The sequence below is a fragment of the Kitasatospora sp. NPDC005856 genome (assembly GCF_040629945.1).
Taxonomy (GTDB): domain Bacteria; phylum Actinomycetota; class Actinomycetes; order Streptomycetales; family Streptomycetaceae; genus Kitasatospora.
Genome location: NZ_JBEXWT010000010.1, coordinates 14681 through 33433, shown reverse-complemented (window position 1 = coordinate 33433; position 18753 = coordinate 14681). Strand labels below are relative to the sequence as shown.

Genomic DNA, 18753 nt, shown 5'->3' with positions numbered 1-18753 from the left:
ATGGGAACGGCGGGCCGAACCGTCGTACGCTCTGCCGGTCAGACCACGTGGAGCACCTGTGACCGCCGGAGTGTGCCGTGCCGCCCGCCCCTCGCCCCACCGTCCTCGCAGCGGCCCTGCTGCTGCTCGCCACCACCGGGTGCAGCCTGCTGGCCGCTCCGACCACCGCCACCCCCGGGGGCCCCGCGCCGGTGCCGCCCAAGCAGGTGGTGCTCACGGCCGCGCAGAAGCTGGACGACGTCGGCAGCGCCCGGATCGACGTGGTGCGGGAGGGTCCGGGCGGCCGGCGCACCGCGAGCGGCTCCCTGGTCTGGGGCGCCTCGGACGAGGCCCGTCTGACCGTCACCGACGAGCTGGGCAGCGGACAGCTGACCGTGAAGGACGGCGCCCTCGACCTCGTCTACCAGGGCGGCGCGGCCAAGCACGCCGAGCGGAGCACCGCCGAGTCGGTCGACCCCGGGGCGGGGCCCGACCCGGAGGGCTTCGCGGGCGGCTGGACGACGGCGCTGATCAGCAGCCCGGGCGGCCGGGCGTACGAGGTCGCCCAGGGCGTCAAGCTCACCTCGCTCGGCGGCGAGCAACTGGCCGGGGTGACCGTGGCGCACTACCAGGGCTCCGCGCCGGTGGCCGAACTGTTCGGCGAGGACCGCGAGTTGAGCCCGCGGCGGCGCGCCGCCACGCTGGACTGGTACCGGCGGCAGGGGGCGACGGCGATCGACTACGACATCTGGGTCGGGCCCGGCATGCAGCTGCTGCGGCTGCGCGAGACGGTCCGGGGGAGTGCGGGAACCACGGTGACCACGACCGATGTCCCGGCTTCCGGGGCGACGGACGCGACACCCGCCGCGGGCGGGTGACGGGAGGGCGGATATCCGGTGCGTGGGAATATCGGCGATCCGTTAGAGTCCGCATGAAAAGAACATGAGAAGAGCCGATGATCGGCTCTTCCACGGGGATCTTGAACTCACGGGGGGCCTTCATGCGCGCTCTGTGCCTCGCCTCGGCCGCCGCGATCACGGCGCCGGCCGCCGGCGACCTCGGCAGCGAGGCCGACCTGCTCAAGCTGCTCGGCTGATCCGGCCGCACCGGACACCGGGCCCACCCGCAACAACCGGCTACCACCCCCGGGCGCGCCACGCGCCCGGGGACCTCGAGGGGGGAATCATGGCTGGAACCCGCAACACCGCCGTCGCCGTCGTCCTCGCCGCTCTGGCGCTGACCGCGACCGCGTGCAACAACAACGACGACAAGAAGGCCGCCCCGGCCGCGCCGACCACGGCCGCCGCCACCTCGGCCACCCCGTCGGCCGCCGCCCCGACCACCGGCGCCAAGCCGGAGAAGGTCAGCCCGGCGGTCTACCTGGAGCAGGTCACCCAGAAGACCAGCGCGGCCAAGTCGGCGAAGGTCGTCGAGGTGATCCAGGTCGGCCAGGTCACCATGAAGGGCAAGGGCGCGGTGTCCTGGGCCGACGGCCTGGAAGCCGACCTCACGATGGACCTGTCGGGCTCCCCGATAGCCAAGGTCCTGGAGCCGATCACCGGCGGTCCGAACGTGCACTACCTGTACACCAAGGAGGCCATGTACATGGCCCTGGGCGGGGAGCTGCTGCAGAAGGGCGGCCCGGGATGGGTCCGCTACAGCAAGGCCGACATGGCCAAGGCGTCCGGCGGTACGGCCGACCAGCTCCAGAGCGCGGACCCGGTGCAGGGCGTCCGGACGCTGATCGCCAGCGGCAAGGTCACCGAGGTCGGCCCCGAGACGGTGAACGGCAAGGCCACCACCCACTACACCGGCGTGCTCAGCGCCGACGACGTGGCCAGCGCCACCACCCAGGGCATGACCCAGGCGCAGGCGGACAAGATCAAGCAGAACCTGGTGACGGCCGGCATCACCAGCGACCGGATCGACGTCTGGGTCGACGCGGACAAGCTCGTGGTCAAGCGGAGCGAGCAGGCCGAGACCAAGGCCGGCGCGCTGAACGTCACCGTCGACTACTCGGACTACGGCACCCCGGTGATCGCCGCCACCCCGGCGGACGCCATCGACCTCGCCGACCTCGAGAAGGCCGCCTCCGGCAGCTGATCCGCGCAGCCGGGCGGCGGGGTACCCCCGGTATCCCGCCGCCCCGGCCGGTGTTCCGGCTCGGCCGACCCGGTGGGTCCGCCCGCCGCCCGAGGGGGCCGACGCCGGGCGGACCGGGGACGGGTGGCAAGGTGGCCGGAACGAGGCCGCCGTCGGACGGGGCCGGGCGAGAGGGGAACGGGCGATGGCGGCACGGCAGCGGTTGGCGGCAGTGGCCGTCGTCGCCCTGCTGGCGAGCGGGCTGAGCGGATGCGACGGGGGCGGCGGCGCGCCCGCCACGCCGTCCGGCAGCCCGAGTCCGAGCATCGCCTCGCCGTCCACCGCCTCCCCGAGCGCGCAGGCCAAGCCCACCGACCGCTCGCCGCACGGGGTGCTGCTCTCCGCACAGCTGGCCATGCAGACCGCCCGCCGGGCCAAGGTCAGCTACCGGCTCGGCGCGGACGCCGGCTCCGGCCCGCTGTTCTGGCAGCCCAAGACCGCGCTCCAGATCAAGCGCTCCACCCCGGCCGAGGCCGAGCAGCTGATCGTCGTGGACACCGTCGCCTACCAGGGCGGGGACGCCGCCACCGCGGCCAGGAACGGCGGACGGCACTGGGAGCGCTTCACCGTCGCGCCGGACGCGGACGGCCACAAGGAGATCCCGTACGCCGGGCTGATCGACCTGCTGAACCCGGTCGAGGCGCTGACCGCGGCCACCGCCGAGGGGACGGACCCGGTCTTCGTCGGCGAGGAGAAGTCCGAGGACTCCACCGTCGAGCACTACCGGGTCACCACCACCGCCGAGAAGTACGCGGCCGCCCAGACCCAGCTGACCCAGGCCCGCCGGGACGGGCTGCGGGCCGCGCTCGCGCCCGGCGGCTCGACCTCGCTCACCCTGGACCTCTGGCTCAACGACAAGGACCAGCTGGTCCGGCTCCAGCGCACCGGCAGCGGCGACAGCGGCCGGGCGGACGACTCGGTGCTCTACACCGACCTCGCCGGGGCGCTGCTCTCGGCGCAGGCGCCGGCCGAGACGGACACGGTGGACACCGGCGTCCGGACGGTCTCCCCGCTGGCCCGCTAGCCCGCTAGCCCGCTGAGCCCGCTGAGCCCGCTGAGCCCGCTGAGCCCGCCGGGGCCGCCCCGGCCGAGGGCGATTTGCACCTTGCGGAGGACTCCCGCTACGCTGGCCGAAGCCAAAGACCGCTGGTTGTCACCGCGAGCCCGTCAGGGAGCCGGTGACCGAAGGATCTGCGATTCGTCGCAGGCAGCCCGCGCAGGTGTGTCTGGAGCTTCGACTTCCGGGTACCGCGTTCGCGCGGCCGCCCGTCGAGGTCGTTCCGAGCCCCGTGCCCCTGCGCACCGGGGCTCGTTGCATTTCTGCAGGAGCTTTCCTTCCGTTCGGTGGTCCACGGCGACCCAGGTCGACTTTCGCGGTCGGCCCGACTTCGACATCACGGAAGGAGGCGTAAGCCTATGGCCAGGCCCGACAAGGCTGCCGCCGTCGCCGAGATCACGGACAAGTTCCGTGGCTCCTCCGCGGCGCTGCTCACCGAGTACCGCGGTCTCTCGGTGAAGCAGGTCAAGACCCTGCGTCGCTCGCTCGGCGACAACGCCGAGTACGCCGTGGTGAAGAACACGCTGACCAAGATCGCGGCCAATGAGGTCGGGATCACGGAGCTCGACGACCTGTTCACTGGTCCGACGGCTGTCGCCTTCGTCACCGGTGACCCGGTGGAGTCGGCGAAGGCTCTGCGTGACTTCGCCAAGGAGAACCCCGCTCTCATCATCAAGGGCGGTGTCCTTGACGGCAAGGCGCTGTCCGCCGATGAGATCAAGAAGCTCGCGGACCTCGAGTCCCGCGAGGTGCTGCTCGCCAAGCTGGCGGGTGCCCTGAAGGCCAAGCAGTCCCAGGCTGCCGCGCTCTTCCAGGCCCTGCCGTCGAAGCTCGTCCGCACTGTGGACGCGCTGCGCGACAAGGTCGAGCAGGGCGGTGCCGGTACGCCGGCTCCCGCCGCCGAGGACGCCGCCGCCGAGTAATCGGCAGGCTCACGCCTCGCTGCGGGCCCGTGCCCGCCCAACCCGTACATACGGCACCACCTGCCGATTTAGTGGAAGGACGCCATCATGGCGAAGCTGACCCAGGACGAGCTGCTCGCGCAGTTCGAGGAGCTCACCCTCATCGAGCTCGCTGCCTTCGTGAAGGCCTTCGAGGAGAAGTTCGACGTCACCGCTGCCGCCCCGGTCGCCGTTGCCGCCGCCGGCGTTCCCGGTGCCGCCGCTGAGGCCGTCGAGGAGCAGGACGAGTTCGACGTCATCCTCGAGGCCGCTGGCGACAAGAAGATCCAGGTCATCAAGGAGGTGCGCACCCTGACCTCCCTCGGCCTGAAGGAGGCCAAGGACCTCGTTGACACCGCTGGTGCCAAGGTCCTGGAGAAGGTTGCCAAGGACGTTGCCGAGAAGGCCAAGGCCGCCCTCGAGGGTGCCGGCGCCAAGGTCACCGTCAAGTGACTTCTCGCCCCCTCTGAGGGGGCCTGAAGCCGGGCCGATCACCCTTGCGGGTGGTCGGCCCGGCTTTTTCGCGTTTCCGGGCCGGGGACGGGCCCCGTCGGGACGCCCGCGGCCCGGGTCCCCCCGGCGTTCCCCCGACCGGCCGCTGCGGCCCACCGGTGTGGCCGACGGCGCACTCGGCACCGTCGGTGCCGAGGGGTATGGTGATCACCGTCGTCGAGGGCGGCGCCACCACGGCTCCTGTAACGCCGGGGGGCTCCGGACCGATAGACCGGTCGAGGCCCGCGCCGCCGGCGGGCCCTTGACGAACCTGGCGAGGCGCGCGATTCTCAAGGCGCGAGTCCGCCCGGTTGGTTCGCTGGTGGATGCATAACCAGCGGCTCCGGCGGGAAATGACTCCACGTGAGTTGAGCAGTACCCGGTGGGCGCCCGCGCTCGCCGGCTACCGGGAGGAGTCTCCGATTCGGTCTCCGAATCAGAGCTGGACAGCAGTGTCGCCTTTGGCTACACTGTCCCTTTGCGCTGCCTGTTAGCTGCTCCGTGACTCGTCGCCCGGAGTTTGCGTTGCCCTGAAGGGGTCTGGCACCGCCTCCGCAAAGCGGCTCTGACCTGGGGTTTCGACTCCGGCAGAGGCCAGTGGCGAGGGAGGCGGCACCAAGCCCAAGCAGGCCCGGCTGGTACGCGCGTAGTGAGCTCCGAGCCCTCGGAAGGACCCCCCTCTTGGCCGCGCCGCGCAACGCCTCGAACAATTCCGCCGCATCCACCGCCCCGCTCCGCGTCTCGTTCGCGAAGATCAAGGAGCCCCTCGAGGTCCCCAACCTCCTGGCCCTGCAGACCGAGAGCTTTGACTGGCTGCTCGGCAACGCGGCCTGGAAGGCCCGGGTCGAGGCGGCACTGGAGAGTGGTCAGGACGTCCCCACGAAGTCCGGTCTGGAGGAGATCTTCGAGGAGATCTCCCCGATCGAGGACTTCAGCGGGTCGATGTCGCTGACCTTCCGCGACCACCGTTTCGAGCCGCCGAAGAACTCCATTGACGAGTGCAAGGACCGCGACTTCACGTTCGCGGCCCCGCTCTTCGTCACGGCCGAGTTCACCAACAACGAGACCGGTGAGATCAAGTCTCAGACGGTCTTCATGGGCGACTTCCCGCTCATGACCCACAAGGGCACGTTCGTGATCAACGGCACCGAGCGTGTCGTCGTGTCGCAGCTGGTCCGCTCCCCGGGTGTGTACTTCGACTCCACCCTGGACAAGGTGTCCGACAAGGACATCTACTCCTGCAAGGTCATCCCCTCGCGTGGTGCCTGGCTGGAGATGGAGATCGACAAGCGCGACATGGTCGGCGTCCGCATCGACCGCAAGCGCAAGCAGTCCGTCACCGTGCTGCTCAAGGCGCTCGGCTGGACCAACGAGATGATTCTCGAGGAGTTCGGCGAGTACGAGTCGATGCGCGCCACCCTGGAGAAGGACCACACCCAGGGCCAGGACGACGCGCTGCTGGACATCTACCGCAAGCTGCGCCCGGGCGAGCCGCCCACGCGCGAGGCCGCGCAGACGCTTCTGGAGAACCTCTACTTCAACCCGAAGCGCTACGACCTCGCCAAGGTCGGCCGTTACAAGGTCAACCGCAAGCTGGGCAACGCCGAGTCGCTGGACTCCGGCGTGCTCACCGAGCCCGACATCATCGGTGCGATCAAGTACCTGGTGAAGCTGCACGCGGGCGAGACCGAGTGGCGTGACGACGAGGGCCGCGACATCGTGGTCGAGGTCGACGACATCGACCACTTCGGCAACCGCCGCCTGCGCAACGTCGGCGAGCTCATCCAGAACCAGGTCCGTACGGGTCTCGCCCGCATGGAGCGCGTCGTGCGCGAGCGCATGACCACCCAGGACGTCGAGGCGATCACGCCGCAGACCCTGATCAACATCCGGCCGGTCGTCGCCTCCATCAAGGAGTTCTTCGGCACCAGCCAGCTGTCGCAGTTCATGGACCAGACGAACCCGCTGTCGGGCCTGACCCACAAGCGTCGTCTGTCCGCGCTGGGCCCCGGTGGTCTGTCCCGTGAGCGGGCCGGCTTCGAGGTCCGTGACGTGCACCCCTCGCACTACGGCCGCATGTGTCCGATCGAGACCCCCGAAGGCCCGAACATCGGTCTGATCGGCTCGCTGGCCTCGTACGGCCGGGTCAACGCGTTCGGCTTCATCGAGACGCCGTACCGCAAGGTCGTCGACGGTGTGGTCACCGAGCAGGTCGACTACCTGACCGCCGACGAGGAGGACCGCTACGTCATCGCCCAGGCGAACGCGCCGCTGACCGCGGACCTGCACTTCGCCGAGCCGCGTGTCCTGGTCCGCCGCCGTGGCGGCGAGATCGACTACATCCCGGGCACCGAGATCGACTACATGGACGTCTCGCCGCGCCAGATGGTGTCGGTCGCGACCGCCATGATCCCCTTCCTCGAGCACGACGACGCCAACCGCGCGCTCATGGGCTCGAACATGATGCGCCAGGCGGTGCCGCTGCTGAAGAGCGAGGCCCCGCTGGTCGGTACCGGCATGGAGTACCGCTGCGCCGTCGACGCCGCGGACGTCATCACCGCCGAGAAGGCCGGTGTCGTCCAGGAGGTCTCGGCCGACTACGTCACCGTGGCGAACGACGACGGCACGTACACCACGTACCGCGCCGCCAAGTTCACCCGCTCCAACCAGGGCACCTCCTTCAACCAGAAGGTGCTCGTGGACGAGGGCGCCCGGGTCGAGTCCGGCCAGGTGCTGGCCGACGGCCCGTGCACCGACGAGGGCGAGATGGCCCTCGGCAAGAACCTGCTCGTGGCGTTCATGTCGTGGGAGGGTCACAACTACGAGGACGCGATCATCCTGTCGCAGCGCCTCGTGCAGGACGACGTCCTCTCCTCGATCCACATCGAGGAGCACGAGGTCGACGCCCGTGACACCAAGCTCGGCCCCGAGGAGATCACCCGGGACATCCCGAACGTCTCCGAGGAGGTCCTGGCCGACCTCGACGAGCGCGGCATCATCCGCATCGGCGCCGACGTCGTCACCGGCGACATCCTGGTCGGCAAGGTCACCCCGAAGGGTGAGACCGAGCTGACCCCCGAGGAGCGCCTGCTCCGCGCGATCTTCGGCGAGAAGGCCCGTGAGGTCCGCGACACCTCGCTGAAGGTCCCGCACGGTGAGTCCGGCAAGGTCATCGGCGTCCGCGTCTTCGACCGCGAAGAGGGCGACGAGCTTCCCCCGGGCGTCAACCAGCTGGTCCGCGTCTACGTGGCCCAGAAGCGCAAGATCACCCACGGTGACAAGCTCGCCGGCCGTCACGGCAACAAGGGTGTCATCTCCAAGATCCTGCCGGTCGAGGACATGCCGTTCCTCGCCGACGGCACCCCGGTCGACATCATCCTCAACCCGCTGGGTGTCCCGTCCCGAATGAACCCGGGACAGGTCCTGGAGATCCACCTCGGGTGGCTCGCCCAGCAGGGCTGGGACGTCTCCGGCCTCGCCGACGAGTGGGCCCAGCGCCTGCAGGCGATCGGCGCCGACACCGTCCAGGGCGGCACCAACCTCGCCACCCCGGTCTTCGACGGCGCCCGCGAGGACGAGATCACCGGTCTGCTGGACAACACCACCCTCACCCGCGACGGTGAGCGCCTGGTGAACTCCACCGGCAAGGCCCGGCTGTTCGACGGCCGCTCCGGCGAGCCGTTCCCGATGCCGGTCTCGGTCGGCTACATGTACATCCTCAAGCTGCACCACCTGGTCGACGACAAGCTGCACGCCCGCTCGACCGGCCCGTACTCGATGATCACCCAGCAGCCGCTCGGTGGTAAGGCGCAGTTCGGTGGTCAGCGCTTCGGTGAGATGGAGGTGTGGGCCCTCGAGGCGTACGGCGCGGCCTACGCGCTGCAGGAGCTGCTCACCATCAAGTCCGACGACGTCCTCGGCCGCGTGAAGGTCTACGAGGCCATCGTCAAGGGCGAGAACATCCCCGAGCCCGGCATTCCCGAGTCCTTCAAGGTCCTCATCAAGGAAATGCAGTCGCTCTGCCTCAACGTGGAGGTGCTGTCCTCGGACGGCCAGTCCATCGAGATGCGGGACTCCGACGAGGACGTGTTCCGCGCCGCCGAGGAGCTCGGCATCGACCTGTCCCGGCGCGAGCCGAGCAGCGTCGAAGAGGTCTGACGGAGGTGGGGCCGGCCGCAGCAGCGGCCGGCCCGCCCCCAGGCCCCCCTCAGACCACATGAACGACTCTCGACTTACGAAAGAGGGCTTGACGACCAGTGCTTGACGTCAACTTCTTCGACGAGCTCCGCATCGGCCTGGCCACCGCCGACGACATCCGCCAGTGGTCGCACGGCGAGGTCAAGAAGCCGGAGACCATCAACTACCGCACCCTGAAGCCGGAAAAGGACGGGCTCTTCTGCGAGAAGATCTTCGGCCCCACCCGGGACTGGGAGTGCTACTGCGGTAAGTACAAGCGCGTCCGCTTCAAGGGCATCATCTGCGAGCGCTGCGGCGTCGAGGTGACCCGCGCCAAGGTGCGCCGCGAGCGGATGGGCCACATCGAGCTGGCCGCCCCGGTCACCCACATCTGGTACTTCAAGGGTGTCCCGTCCCGCCTGGGCTACCTGCTCGACCTGGCGCCGAAGGACCTCGAGAAGGTCATCTACTTCGCCGCCTACATGATCACCTGGGTGGACGACGAGCGTCGCCAGCGCGACCTGCCGTCCCTGGAGGCGCACGTCTCGGTCGAGCGTCAGCAGATCGAGAACCGCCGCGACTCCGACCTCGAGGCCCGTGCCAAGAAGGCCGAGACCGACCTGGCCGAGCTGGAGGCCGAGGGCGCCAAGGCCGACGTGCGCCGCAAGGTGCGCGAGGGCGCCGAGCGCGAGATGAAGCAGCTGCGCGACCGCGCGCAGCGCGAGCTCGACCGCCTCGACGAGGTGTGGGCCCGCTTCAAGAACCTCAAGGTCCAGGACCTCGAGGGCGACGAGCTGCTCTACCGCGAGCTGCGCGACCGCTTCGGCACCTACTTCTCCGGCTCGATGGGCGCGGCGGCCCTCAAGGACCGCCTCGAGACCTTCGACCTGGCGGAGGAGTCCGAGCGCCTGCGCGAGATCATCCGCACCGGCAAGGGCCAGAAGAAGACCCGTGCGCTCAAGCGCCTCAAGGTCGTCTCCGCGTTCCTGCAGACCACCAACAAGCCCAACGGCATGGTGCTGGACTGCGTCCCGGTCATCCCGCCGGACCTGCGTCCGATGGTGCAGCTGGACGGTGGCCGCTTCGCGACCTCCGACCTGAACGACCTGTACCGCCGCGTGATCAACCGCAACAACCGCCTGAAGCGCCTTCTCGACCTCGGTGCCCCCGAGATCATCGTGAACAACGAGAAGCGCATGCTCCAGGAGGCCGTCGACGCCCTGTTCGACAACGGCCGTCGCGGCCGTCCGGTCACCGGCCCGGGCAACCGCCCGCTGAAGTCCCTCAGCGACATGCTGAAGGGCAAGCAGGGTCGTTTCCGTCAGAACCTGCTCGGCAAGCGAGTCGACTACTCGGCCCGTTCGGTCATCGTCGTCGGCCCGCAGCTCAAGCTGCACCAGTGCGGTCTGCCGAAGGCCATGGCGCTGGAGCTCTTCAAGCCGTTCGTGATGAAGCGCCTGGTCGACCTGAACCACGCGCAGAACATCAAGTCGGCCAAGCGCATGGTCGAGCGTGCCCGTCCGGTCGTGTGGGACGTGCTCGAAGAGGTCATCGCCGAGCACCCGGTGCTGCTGAACCGTGCACCCACCCTGCACCGCCTCGGCATCCAGGCCTTCGAGCCGCAGCTGGTCGAGGGCAAGGCCATCCAGATCCACCCGCTCGTCTGCACCGCGTTCAACGCGGACTTCGACGGTGACCAGATGGCCGTCCACCTGCCGCTCTCCGCGGAGGCGCAGGCCGAGGCCCGCATCCTGATGCTGTCCTCGAACAACATCCTGAAGCCGGCCGACGGTCGCCCCGTCACCATGCCGACCCAGGACATGGTGCTCGGTCTGTTCTTCCTCACCTCGGACCGTGAGGACGTGAAGGGCGCCGGCCGCTCCTTCTCGTCGACCGCCGAGGCGATCATGGCCTTCGACGCCCGCGACCTGGACGTCCAGGCCCCGATCGAGCTGCGCCTGCCGGCCGGCACCGTCCCGCCGCGCGGCTGGACCCCGCCGGTGGACGAGGAGGGCCAGTCCAGCTGGTTCGACGGCGAGCCGTTCCGCCTGACCACCACCCTGGGCCGTGCGCTCTTCAACGAGCTGCTGCCCGAGGACTACCCGTTCGTCGACTACGAGGTGGGCAAGAAGCAGCTCTCCGCGATCGTCAACGACCTGGCGGAGCGCTACCCCAAGGTCGTCGTCGCGGCGACCCTGGACAACCTGAAGGCGGCCGGCTTCCACTGGTCGACCCGCTCGGGTGTCACCGTCTCGATCTCGGACGTCATCGTCCCGCCGAGCAAGCCCCAGATCCTGGAGGGCTACGAGGCCAAGGCGGAGAAGGTCCAGAAGCAGTACGAGCGCGGTCTGATCACCAACGACGAGCGCAAGCAGGAGCTCGTCGGCATCTGGACCCAGGCGACCAACGAGGTCGCGGACGCCATGGCCGCGAACTTCCCGAAGACGAACCCCATCTTCATGATGGTCGACTCGGGTGCTCGTGGAAACATGATGCAGATGCGCCAGATCGCCGGTATGCGTGGTCTGGTGTCGAACGCCAAGAACGAGACCATCCCGCGACCCATCAAGGCGTCGTTCCGTGAGGGTCTCACCGTGCTGGAGTACTTCATCTCCACCCACGGTGCCCGTAAGGGTCTGGCCGACACCGCCCTCCGTACCGCCGACTCCGGTTACCTCACCCGTCGTCTGGTCGACGTCTCCCAGGACGTCATCATTCGCGAGGAGGACTGCGGCACCGAGCGCGGCCTGAAGCTGGCGATCGGCTCCGTGGGCGCGGACGGCGTGCTGCGCAAGGCCGACGACGTCGAGACCAGCGTCTACGCCCGCATGCTGGCCGAGGACATCACGGTGGACGGCAAGCTCCTCGCCACCGCCAACACCGACCTCGGCGACGTCCTGATCGACGAGCTGATCCGCCACGGCATCGGTGAGGTCAAGACCCGCTCGATCCTGACCTGTGAGTCGGCCGTCGGCACCTGCGCCATGTGCTACGGGCGTTCGCTGGCCACCGGCAAGCTGGTCGACATCGGTGAGGCGGTCGGCATCATCGCCGCTCAGTCCATCGGTGAGCCCGGTACCCAGCTGACCATGCGTACCTTCCACACCGGTGGTGTGGCCGGTGACGACATCACCCAGGGTCTGCCGCGTGTCGTCGAGCTCTTCGAGGCCCGTACCCCGAAGGGTGTGGCTCCGATCTCGGAGGCCGCCGGCCGGGTCCGGATCGAGGACACCGAGAAGACCCGCAAGCTGGTCGTCACGCCGGACGACGGCACCGACGAGATCGCCTACCCGGTCTCGAAGCGTGTGAAGCTGCTGGTCAGCGAGGGCGAGGCGGTCGAGGTCGGCCAGAAGCTGACCATGGGTGCCACCAACCCGCACGACGTCCTGCGCATCATGGGCCAGCGTGCCGTCCAGGTCCACCTGGTCGCCGAGGTCCAGAAGGTCTACAACTCGCAGGGTGTGTCGATCCACGACAAGCACATCGAGATCATCATCCGGCAGATGCTCCGCCGCGTGACGATCATCGAGTCGGGCGACGCCGAGCTGCTGCCCGGCGAGCTGGTCGAGCGCGGTCGCTTCGAGCAGGAGAACCGCCGCGTCGTCGCCGAGGGCGGTCACCCCGCCTCCGGCCGTCCGCAGCTGATGGGTATCACCAAGGCCTCGCTGGCCACCGAGTCCTGGCTGTCGGCCGCCTCCTTCCAGGAGACGACCCGGGTCCTCACCGACGCGGCGATCCACGCCAAGTCGGACCCGCTGCTGGGCCTCAAGGAGAACGTCATCCTCGGTAAGCTCATCCCGGCCGGTACGGGTCTGCCCCGTTACCGCAACATCCGGGTCGAGCCGACCGAGGAGGCCAAGGCCGCGATGTACTCGGCCGTCGGCTACGACGACTACGACCTGTCGCCCTTCGGCGCCGGCTCCGGCCAGGCGGTCCCGCTGGACGACTACGACTACGGCCCGTACACCGGCTGAGTCGCGTAGTACCGATCGCAGGGCGGTCACCCCTCAGGGGTGGCCGCCCCGCGGCGTTCACGGGGAGCCTCCGGTGGCCGCCGGGGCGCCCGGCGGGAATCCGATTAGGTTATTCGGCCGCAGTCGCGTAAAGTCGTGTTCACCGACGCGGGGTGGAGCAGCTCGGTAGCTCGCTGGGCTCATAACCCAGAGGTCGCAGGTTCAAATCCTGTCCCCGCTACTCGTTCGAAGGGCCCGGAGGCATCAAGCCTCCGGGCCCTTCGGCGTTCCCCGGACCGGCGCGCCGACCTGGCCTGAAGAGCGAGTCCTGGCCCGAAGCGGGCCCCGGCCCGGCGCCACCCGGATTTTCGGTGGCCCGGGGCGGGCACGGGCCGTACGGTCCGGGGTATGAACGCGAAGCGCCCCCTGATCGCCGTGCTCACCGGCGCGGGCATCTCGACGGACTCCGGCATCCCCGACTACCGCGGCCCGAAGGGGCTGTGGCAGAAGGACCCGTCGGCCCAGGAGTTGGTCACCCTCGGGCCGTACCTGGACGATCCCGAGGTCCGGCGGCGGGCCTGGCGGATGCGGCTGGAGACGGAGGCGCTGGGTGCCGAGCCGAACGCCGGGCACCGGGCGCTGGTCGACCTGGAGCGCTCCGGGCTGCCGCTGCGGGTGCTCACCCAGAACATCGACGGGCTGCACCAGAGCTCCGGACTGAGCGCCCGCAAGGTGCTCGAACTGCACGGCAACCTGCGGGAGACGCAGTGCCTGGACTGCGGGGCGGTCGGCTCGATGGCGGACGCGCTGGAGCGGGTCGGGGCGGGCGAGCCGGACCCGGCCTGCCGGGAGTGCGGGGGCATCCTCAAGCCGCGCATCGTGATGTTCGGCGAGAACCTGGACCCGGAGGTGCTCGGGCAGGCCGACGCGGTCGCCCGGGCCTGTGACGTCTTCGTCGCGGTCGGCACCAGCCTCCAGGTGTTCCCGGTGGCGGCGCTGCCGTACAACGCGGTGAGGACCGGGGCGAAGCTGATCATCGTGAACGGCGAGCCGACGCCCTACGACGAGGCCGCGGCCGAGGTGATCCGGGAGCCGATCTCGCAGGCGCTGCCGAAGCTGGTGCGGCGGCTGGTGCTGGAACGGTCCTGAGCCGGGCCGGAAGGCCGTGTTCCCGGACGCACCGCATGCGTACGATGATCTTTCCGGCTTCCCCCCTCCTGGCCTGGAGTGATCGACCGATGACGACGACGGCGAAGTTCGACCCCTGGTCGGCGGCGTTCGTGGCCCACCCGTACGACGCGTACGCCGAACTGCGCGAGCACGCGCCGGTGACGTACTTCGAGCCGACCGACCAGTGGCTGGTCTCGCGCCACGAGGACGTCAGCGCCCTGCTGCGCGACCGGCGACTCGGCCGCACCTACACCCACCGCTTCAGCCACGCGGAGTTCGGCCGCCCCGAGCCGGACCCGGCGCACGAGCCCTTCCACACCCTGAACGACCACGGGCTGCTGGACCTGGAAGGGCCGGACCACACCCGGCTGCGCCGGCTGGTCTCCAAGGCCTTCACCCCGCGCATGGTCGAGGGCCTGCGCCCCACCGTGCGGCGGCTGGCCGGCGAACTGGTCGACGAGCTGCTCGCGGCCGGCGGCGGCGACCTGATCGCCACCGTCGCCGAGCCGCTGCCCGTCGCCGTGATCGCCGAGATGCTCGGCGTGCCGGAGGGCGACCGGCACCTGCTGCGGCCCTGGTCCGCCGACATCACCGGGATGTTCGAGCTCAACCCGAGCGAGGAGGTCGCCCGCCGGGCCGTCACGGCCAGCACCGAGTTCTCCGACTACCTGCGCACCCTGATCCGCGAGCGCCGGGCCGAGCCGGGGACGGACCTGATCAGCGCGCTCATCCAGGCCCAGGAGGGCTCCGACGCGCTCAGCGAGCAGGAGATGATCTCCACCTGCGTGCTGCTGCTCAACGCCGGCCACGAGGCGACCGTCAACACCACCGGCAACGGCTGGTGGGCGCTGTTCCGCAACCCCGACGAGCTCGCCCGGCTGCGCGGCTCGGTGGACGAGCTGCTGCCCACCGCCGTCGAGGAGCTGATGCGCTGGGACACCCCGCTGCAGATGTTCGAGCGCTGGGTGCTGGAGGACATCGAGGTCCGCGGCGTCACCATCCCGCGCGGTGCCGAGATCGCCCTGCTCTTCGGCTCCGCCAACCGCGACCCCGAGCGCTTCGCCGACCCGGACCGCCTCGACCTCGGCCGCACCGACAACCCCCACATCACCTTCGGCGCCGGAATCCACTTCTGTCTCGGCGCCCCGCTCGCCAGACTGGAGCTCACCGAGTCCTACGGCACCCTGCTGCGCCGGGCCCCGGGCCTGCGGCTGGTCCGCGAGCCGGAGTGGAACCCGGGCTACGTGATCCGCGGACTCAAGGAACTGCTGGTGGAAGTCTGACGACCGAGGGGGAGAGGGCCGTGGGCAAGGCGACGGGGACACTGCTGGGGCTGGCGATCGGTGACGCGATCGGCCGGGTGACCGAGTTCAAGAGCGTCGAGGAGATCGCCGCCGACCATCCGGACTGGCGGCGGCTCCCGCTGCCGAAGCGGGCGCTGGTCACCGACGACACCCAGATGACCCTCGCGCTCGCCCGCGGCCTGCGCACCGCCCTGGCGCGCGGGACCCTGACGCCCCTGCGGCTGGAGCGGCCGGTCCGCGAGGAGTTCGTCGACTGGTGGCGCTCCCCGGAGAACAACCGCGCCCCCGGCATGACCTGCCTGCGGGCCTGCGAGCGGCTCAACCGCCCCGAGTACCGCTGGCAGCAGGCCAGCGACATCGGCTCCAAGGGCTGCGGCGCCAACATGCGGGTCGCCCCGATCGGGCTGCTCCGCGAGCTGGACGCCCGGCAGCACTCCGGGGCGGCCCAGCTCCAGTCCGCGCTCACCCACGGCCACCCCACCGCGCTCGCCGCCGGTGACCTCACCGCGTACGCCGTCCGCAAGCTCGCCGAGGGCCAACCGCCGGCCGGCCTGCCCGCCGTGCTGCGGGCGTACGCGCTGGCGAGCCGGGAGCGGTACGACGAGTTCTGGCTCGGCGACCTCGCCGACCGCTGGTACGGCTCCTCGCCGCAGGCCGTCATGGCCCGGGGCTGGGACGACTGCCTCGCGGTGCTCGACCGGCTGGACGCGGCGCTCGCCGCACCCGACCCCGACGCCGACCCCTGCCTGGCCACCGGCGAGGGCTGGATCGCCGAGGAGGCCTTCGGCACCGGCCTGCTCTGCTTCCTGCTGCTCCCGGACGACCCGGTGGCGGCCGTGCGGCGGGCCGCGTACTCCAGCGGCGACTCCGACTCCCTCGCCTGCCTGACCGGCGCCTTCGCGGGTGCCCGCCACGGTGCGGCGGCCTGGCCGGCCGACTGGGTGGAGCGGATCGAGCACCGGGACGAACTGCTGGAGTTCGGGGCGCTCTGGGACTGAGCCGGGGGCGCCGGCCGGGTGGAACCGGGCGGTGGGGCGGTGCGTCGAAGGGCCATGACGAACCGCCGCACCGCAACCCGTCGCACCCTCCGCCGTCCGGCCGCGCCGCTCCTCGCGGCCGCGCTCGCCGCGCCGCTGCTCGCCGGCTGCGGCAGCGGCGGGGCCGCCGCGCCCGTGGAGCTCCGGGCGTCCGCGCCCGCGAGCCGGCCGGCCGTGGACCAGGCCCAGGCGGCCGCCACCGCGGCCGCCACCGACGCCTTCGGCCTGGACCTCCTGCACGCCCTGACCGCCGAGCCGGACGCCGCCGGGAGCAACCTCGTGGTCTCCCCGTCCGGCCTGGCCACCGTGCTCGCCATGCTGCTGCCCGGCGCCCGCGGCGCCACCGCCGAGGAGCTGGCCAAGGCCCTGCACACCGGGCTCGCCCCGCAGCAGTACGCGTACGCCACCGGCGCGCTGAACCGGCCCCTCCAGGGCACGGACAAGCTCGTCCTGCGCCGCAGCGACGACGTCTGGACGCAGCAGGGCCTGGCCGTCCAGCCGGACTACCTGGCCACCCTCGCCGCCGCCTTCGACGCCGGAGTGCACCAGAGCGACTTCGCCAAGGACCCGGACGGGGCCCGCAAGACCGTCAACGCGGCCGTGGAGAAGGCCACCGACGGCCGGATCAAGGACCTCTTCGGCGCGGGCGCGATCACGCCGAACACCCGGCTGGTGCTCACCGACGCGCTGTACCTCAAGGCCCAGTGGGCGTCCGCCTTCAAGCCCTCGCGCACCGCCGACCTCCCGTTCCACAAGCTCGACGGCTCCGCCCCGGCCGTCCCCACGATGGCGCAGAGCGGGGAGTTCAGGTACGCCGACGGCTCCGGCGGGATCGTCGGCGAGCCCTGGCAGGCCGTCGAACTGCCCTACGCGGACGGCCCACTGGTGATGGACCTGATCGTCCCCGCGCAGGGCGGCTTCGCCGCCTTCGCCAAGGGCCTGGACCAGCCCCAGCTCGACCGCATCCTCGGCGCGCTCGCCGAGCGGCCGGTCGACCTCCGGCTGCCGCGCTTCCACTTCGGCACCTCCAAGGAGCTGACCCCCGCGCTGCGCTCGCTCGGCGTGCGGGCGGCCTTCGACGGGGCCGACTTCGGCGGCATCGCCAAGGAGCCGCTGGCGGTCGGCACGGTGGTGCAGAAGGCCACCATCGAGGTCGGCGAGGAGGGCACGGTCGCGGCGGCCGGCAGCGGTGTCGGGATGGAGGTGATGGCGGTGCCGAACGCCGAACGGCCGGTCCAGGTGCACCTCGACCGGCCGTTCCTGTTCCTGATCCGGGACACCCGCGGCGGAGCGCCGCTGTTCCTCGGCCAGGTCACCGACCCACGGGCGGGGTAGTCACCAGGCCGGGTAGCGCCCGCCGAGCCCCGGGTGCAGCGGGTCGCGGCTGCCGAACAGCACCAGCAGGTCGTCCGCGAGCTGCCGCAGCTCCGCCCGGCCCTCGACCGCCCCGGTCCACTCGGCGGGCAGCGCCGCGGCGCCGTACGCGGCCCCGACCAGGTTGCCGCAGACCGCGCCGGTCGAGTCGCTGTCCCCGGAGTGGTTCACCGACAGCAGCAGCGCGGTGCGCACCGGGTCGGGGTCCAGGGTGGCCACCAGCAGCGAGTGCACCGCGATGGCCAGGCACTCCTCGGCGATCCAGCCGAGCCCGACCCGCTCCACGGTCTCCGCCCCCGGCTCCGCCTCCTGGGCGAGCCGCACCGCCCGGGCCAGCGCCTGGACGGTCTCCTTGGAACTCGGCAGCTCGCGGATCTGCTCCACCGTCTCGCCGACCGCCGCCCACGGCTCGGTGCCGTCCACGAGCCGCTCGACCAGGGCCGCGAAGGCGCCGGCCGCGAGGTAGCCGGTCGGGTGCCCGTGGGTGAGCTGGGCGCACTGCACCGCCAGCCCGAAGGACTGCTCGACACCGAGCCGGGCCAGCCCGAACGGCGCCGAGCGCATCACCGTGCCGCAGCCCTTGGAGTGCGGGTTGATCGGCCCCGGCAGCCCGACCGCGGACGGCGCCTCGAACACCGGGTGCTCGGACACCCCGCTCAGGCAGGCGTTGCCCGGCGCGCGCCGCGCGTACAGGAAGGGCCGGCTCAGCAGCCACCCGTCGTACGGGCGGGGCTGCGGCTCGATGTCCGGCGCGCCCTGGTACTGGGTCCGCAGCCAGCGCCGGTACGCGCCGTGGACGGCCTCCGGCACCGAGCCGCCGCCGCCCGTCCAGCCGCGGACGAAGCCGCGGATCAGGCCCTCGGCGGTGAACAGCGTCATCTGGGTGTCGTCGGTGACCTCGACCGGCCCGGGCCCGGCCGGCAGCGTGGTCACGCCCCGCGGCCCGTGCCGGTCCTGGATCTGGTGGAGCTGCTGGAACTCCACCGGCCAGCCCAGTGCGTCACCGATCGCTCCGCCGAGCAGCGCTCCGCGCACCCGGTCCCGGTACCCCGACTCCGCCGCCGGTTCCGTCACGTCGAGTCCCCCTTCGTTCGTGGCGGACTACGTTCTACCAGGTCCCCGGGACCG

At 71.0% G+C, this 18753-nt stretch carries 12 protein-coding genes and 1 tRNA gene; 12 read left to right on the top strand and 1 reads right to left on the bottom strand.

The window, feature by feature from the left end; genetic code table 11:
* Window positions 1-77 precede the first annotated feature (77 nt).
* The 12 genes from ABZ449_RS08675 (at window position 78) to ABZ449_RS08620 (ending at window position 17586) form a co-directional block, all read left to right on the top strand.
* A complete protein-coding gene (locus ABZ449_RS08675) occupies window positions 78-857 on the top strand; it encodes a hypothetical protein (protein ID WP_360342398.1) in 780 nt (259 codons plus the stop codon).
* 307 nt (window positions 858-1164) lie between these two features.
* Window positions 1165-2082, top strand: a complete 918-nt coding sequence (locus tag ABZ449_RS08670; RefSeq protein WP_360342395.1) for a hypothetical protein — start codon at window positions 1165-1167, stop codon at window positions 2080-2082.
* A gap of 184 nt (window positions 2083-2266) precedes the next feature.
* Window positions 2267-3145: a hypothetical protein gene (locus ABZ449_RS08665; protein ID WP_360342392.1), complete on the top strand. Its 879-nt coding sequence runs from the start codon at window positions 2267-2269 to the stop codon at window positions 3143-3145.
* 392 nt (window positions 3146-3537) lie between these two features.
* Complete coding sequence (rplJ, locus tag ABZ449_RS08660; protein ID WP_207809823.1) at window positions 3538-4101, top strand: 50S ribosomal protein L10; 564 nt, start codon at window positions 3538-3540, stop codon at window positions 4099-4101.
* 87 nt (window positions 4102-4188) lie between these two features.
* Window positions 4189-4572: a 50S ribosomal protein L7/L12 gene (gene rplL, locus ABZ449_RS08655; protein WP_360342389.1), complete on the top strand. Its 384-nt coding sequence runs from the start codon at window positions 4189-4191 to the stop codon at window positions 4570-4572.
* A 720-nt stretch (window positions 4573-5292) separates the two neighbouring features.
* Entirely contained in the window at window positions 5293-8769 is a 3477-nt protein-coding gene (gene rpoB / locus ABZ449_RS08650; protein ID WP_360342386.1) for a DNA-directed RNA polymerase subunit beta, read from the top strand.
* 98 nt (window positions 8770-8867) lie between these two features.
* Entirely contained in the window at window positions 8868-12761 is a 3894-nt protein-coding gene (locus ABZ449_RS08645) for a DNA-directed RNA polymerase subunit beta' (protein WP_360342383.1), read from the top strand.
* 146 nt (window positions 12762-12907) lie between these two features.
* Window positions 12908-12981, top strand: a tRNA-Met gene (locus ABZ449_RS08640).
* 167 nt (window positions 12982-13148) lie between these two features.
* Complete coding sequence (locus tag ABZ449_RS08635) at window positions 13149-13889, top strand: Sir2 family NAD-dependent protein deacetylase (protein WP_360342380.1); 741 nt, start codon at window positions 13149-13151, stop codon at window positions 13887-13889.
* An 89-nt stretch (window positions 13890-13978) separates the two neighbouring features.
* On the top strand, window positions 13979-15193 hold the full coding sequence (locus ABZ449_RS08630; protein ID WP_360342377.1) for a cytochrome P450: 1215 nt from the start codon (window positions 13979-13981) through the stop codon (window positions 15191-15193).
* 20 nt (window positions 15194-15213) lie between these two features.
* Complete coding sequence (locus tag ABZ449_RS08625; RefSeq protein ID WP_360342374.1) at window positions 15214-16212, top strand: ADP-ribosylglycohydrolase family protein; 999 nt, start codon at window positions 15214-15216, stop codon at window positions 16210-16212.
* A 54-nt stretch (window positions 16213-16266) separates the two neighbouring features.
* Entirely contained in the window at window positions 16267-17586 is a 1320-nt protein-coding gene (locus tag ABZ449_RS08620) for a serpin family protein (protein ID WP_360342371.1), read from the top strand.
* Here ABZ449_RS08620 and ABZ449_RS08615 read toward each other — a convergent pair whose 3' ends face one another.
* Window positions 17587-18699, bottom strand: a complete 1113-nt coding sequence (locus ABZ449_RS08615; RefSeq protein WP_360342368.1) for an ADP-ribosylglycohydrolase family protein — start codon at window positions 18697-18699, stop codon at window positions 17587-17589. It lies immediately after the preceding gene.
* Between the last annotated feature and the right edge of the window lie 54 nt (window positions 18700-18753).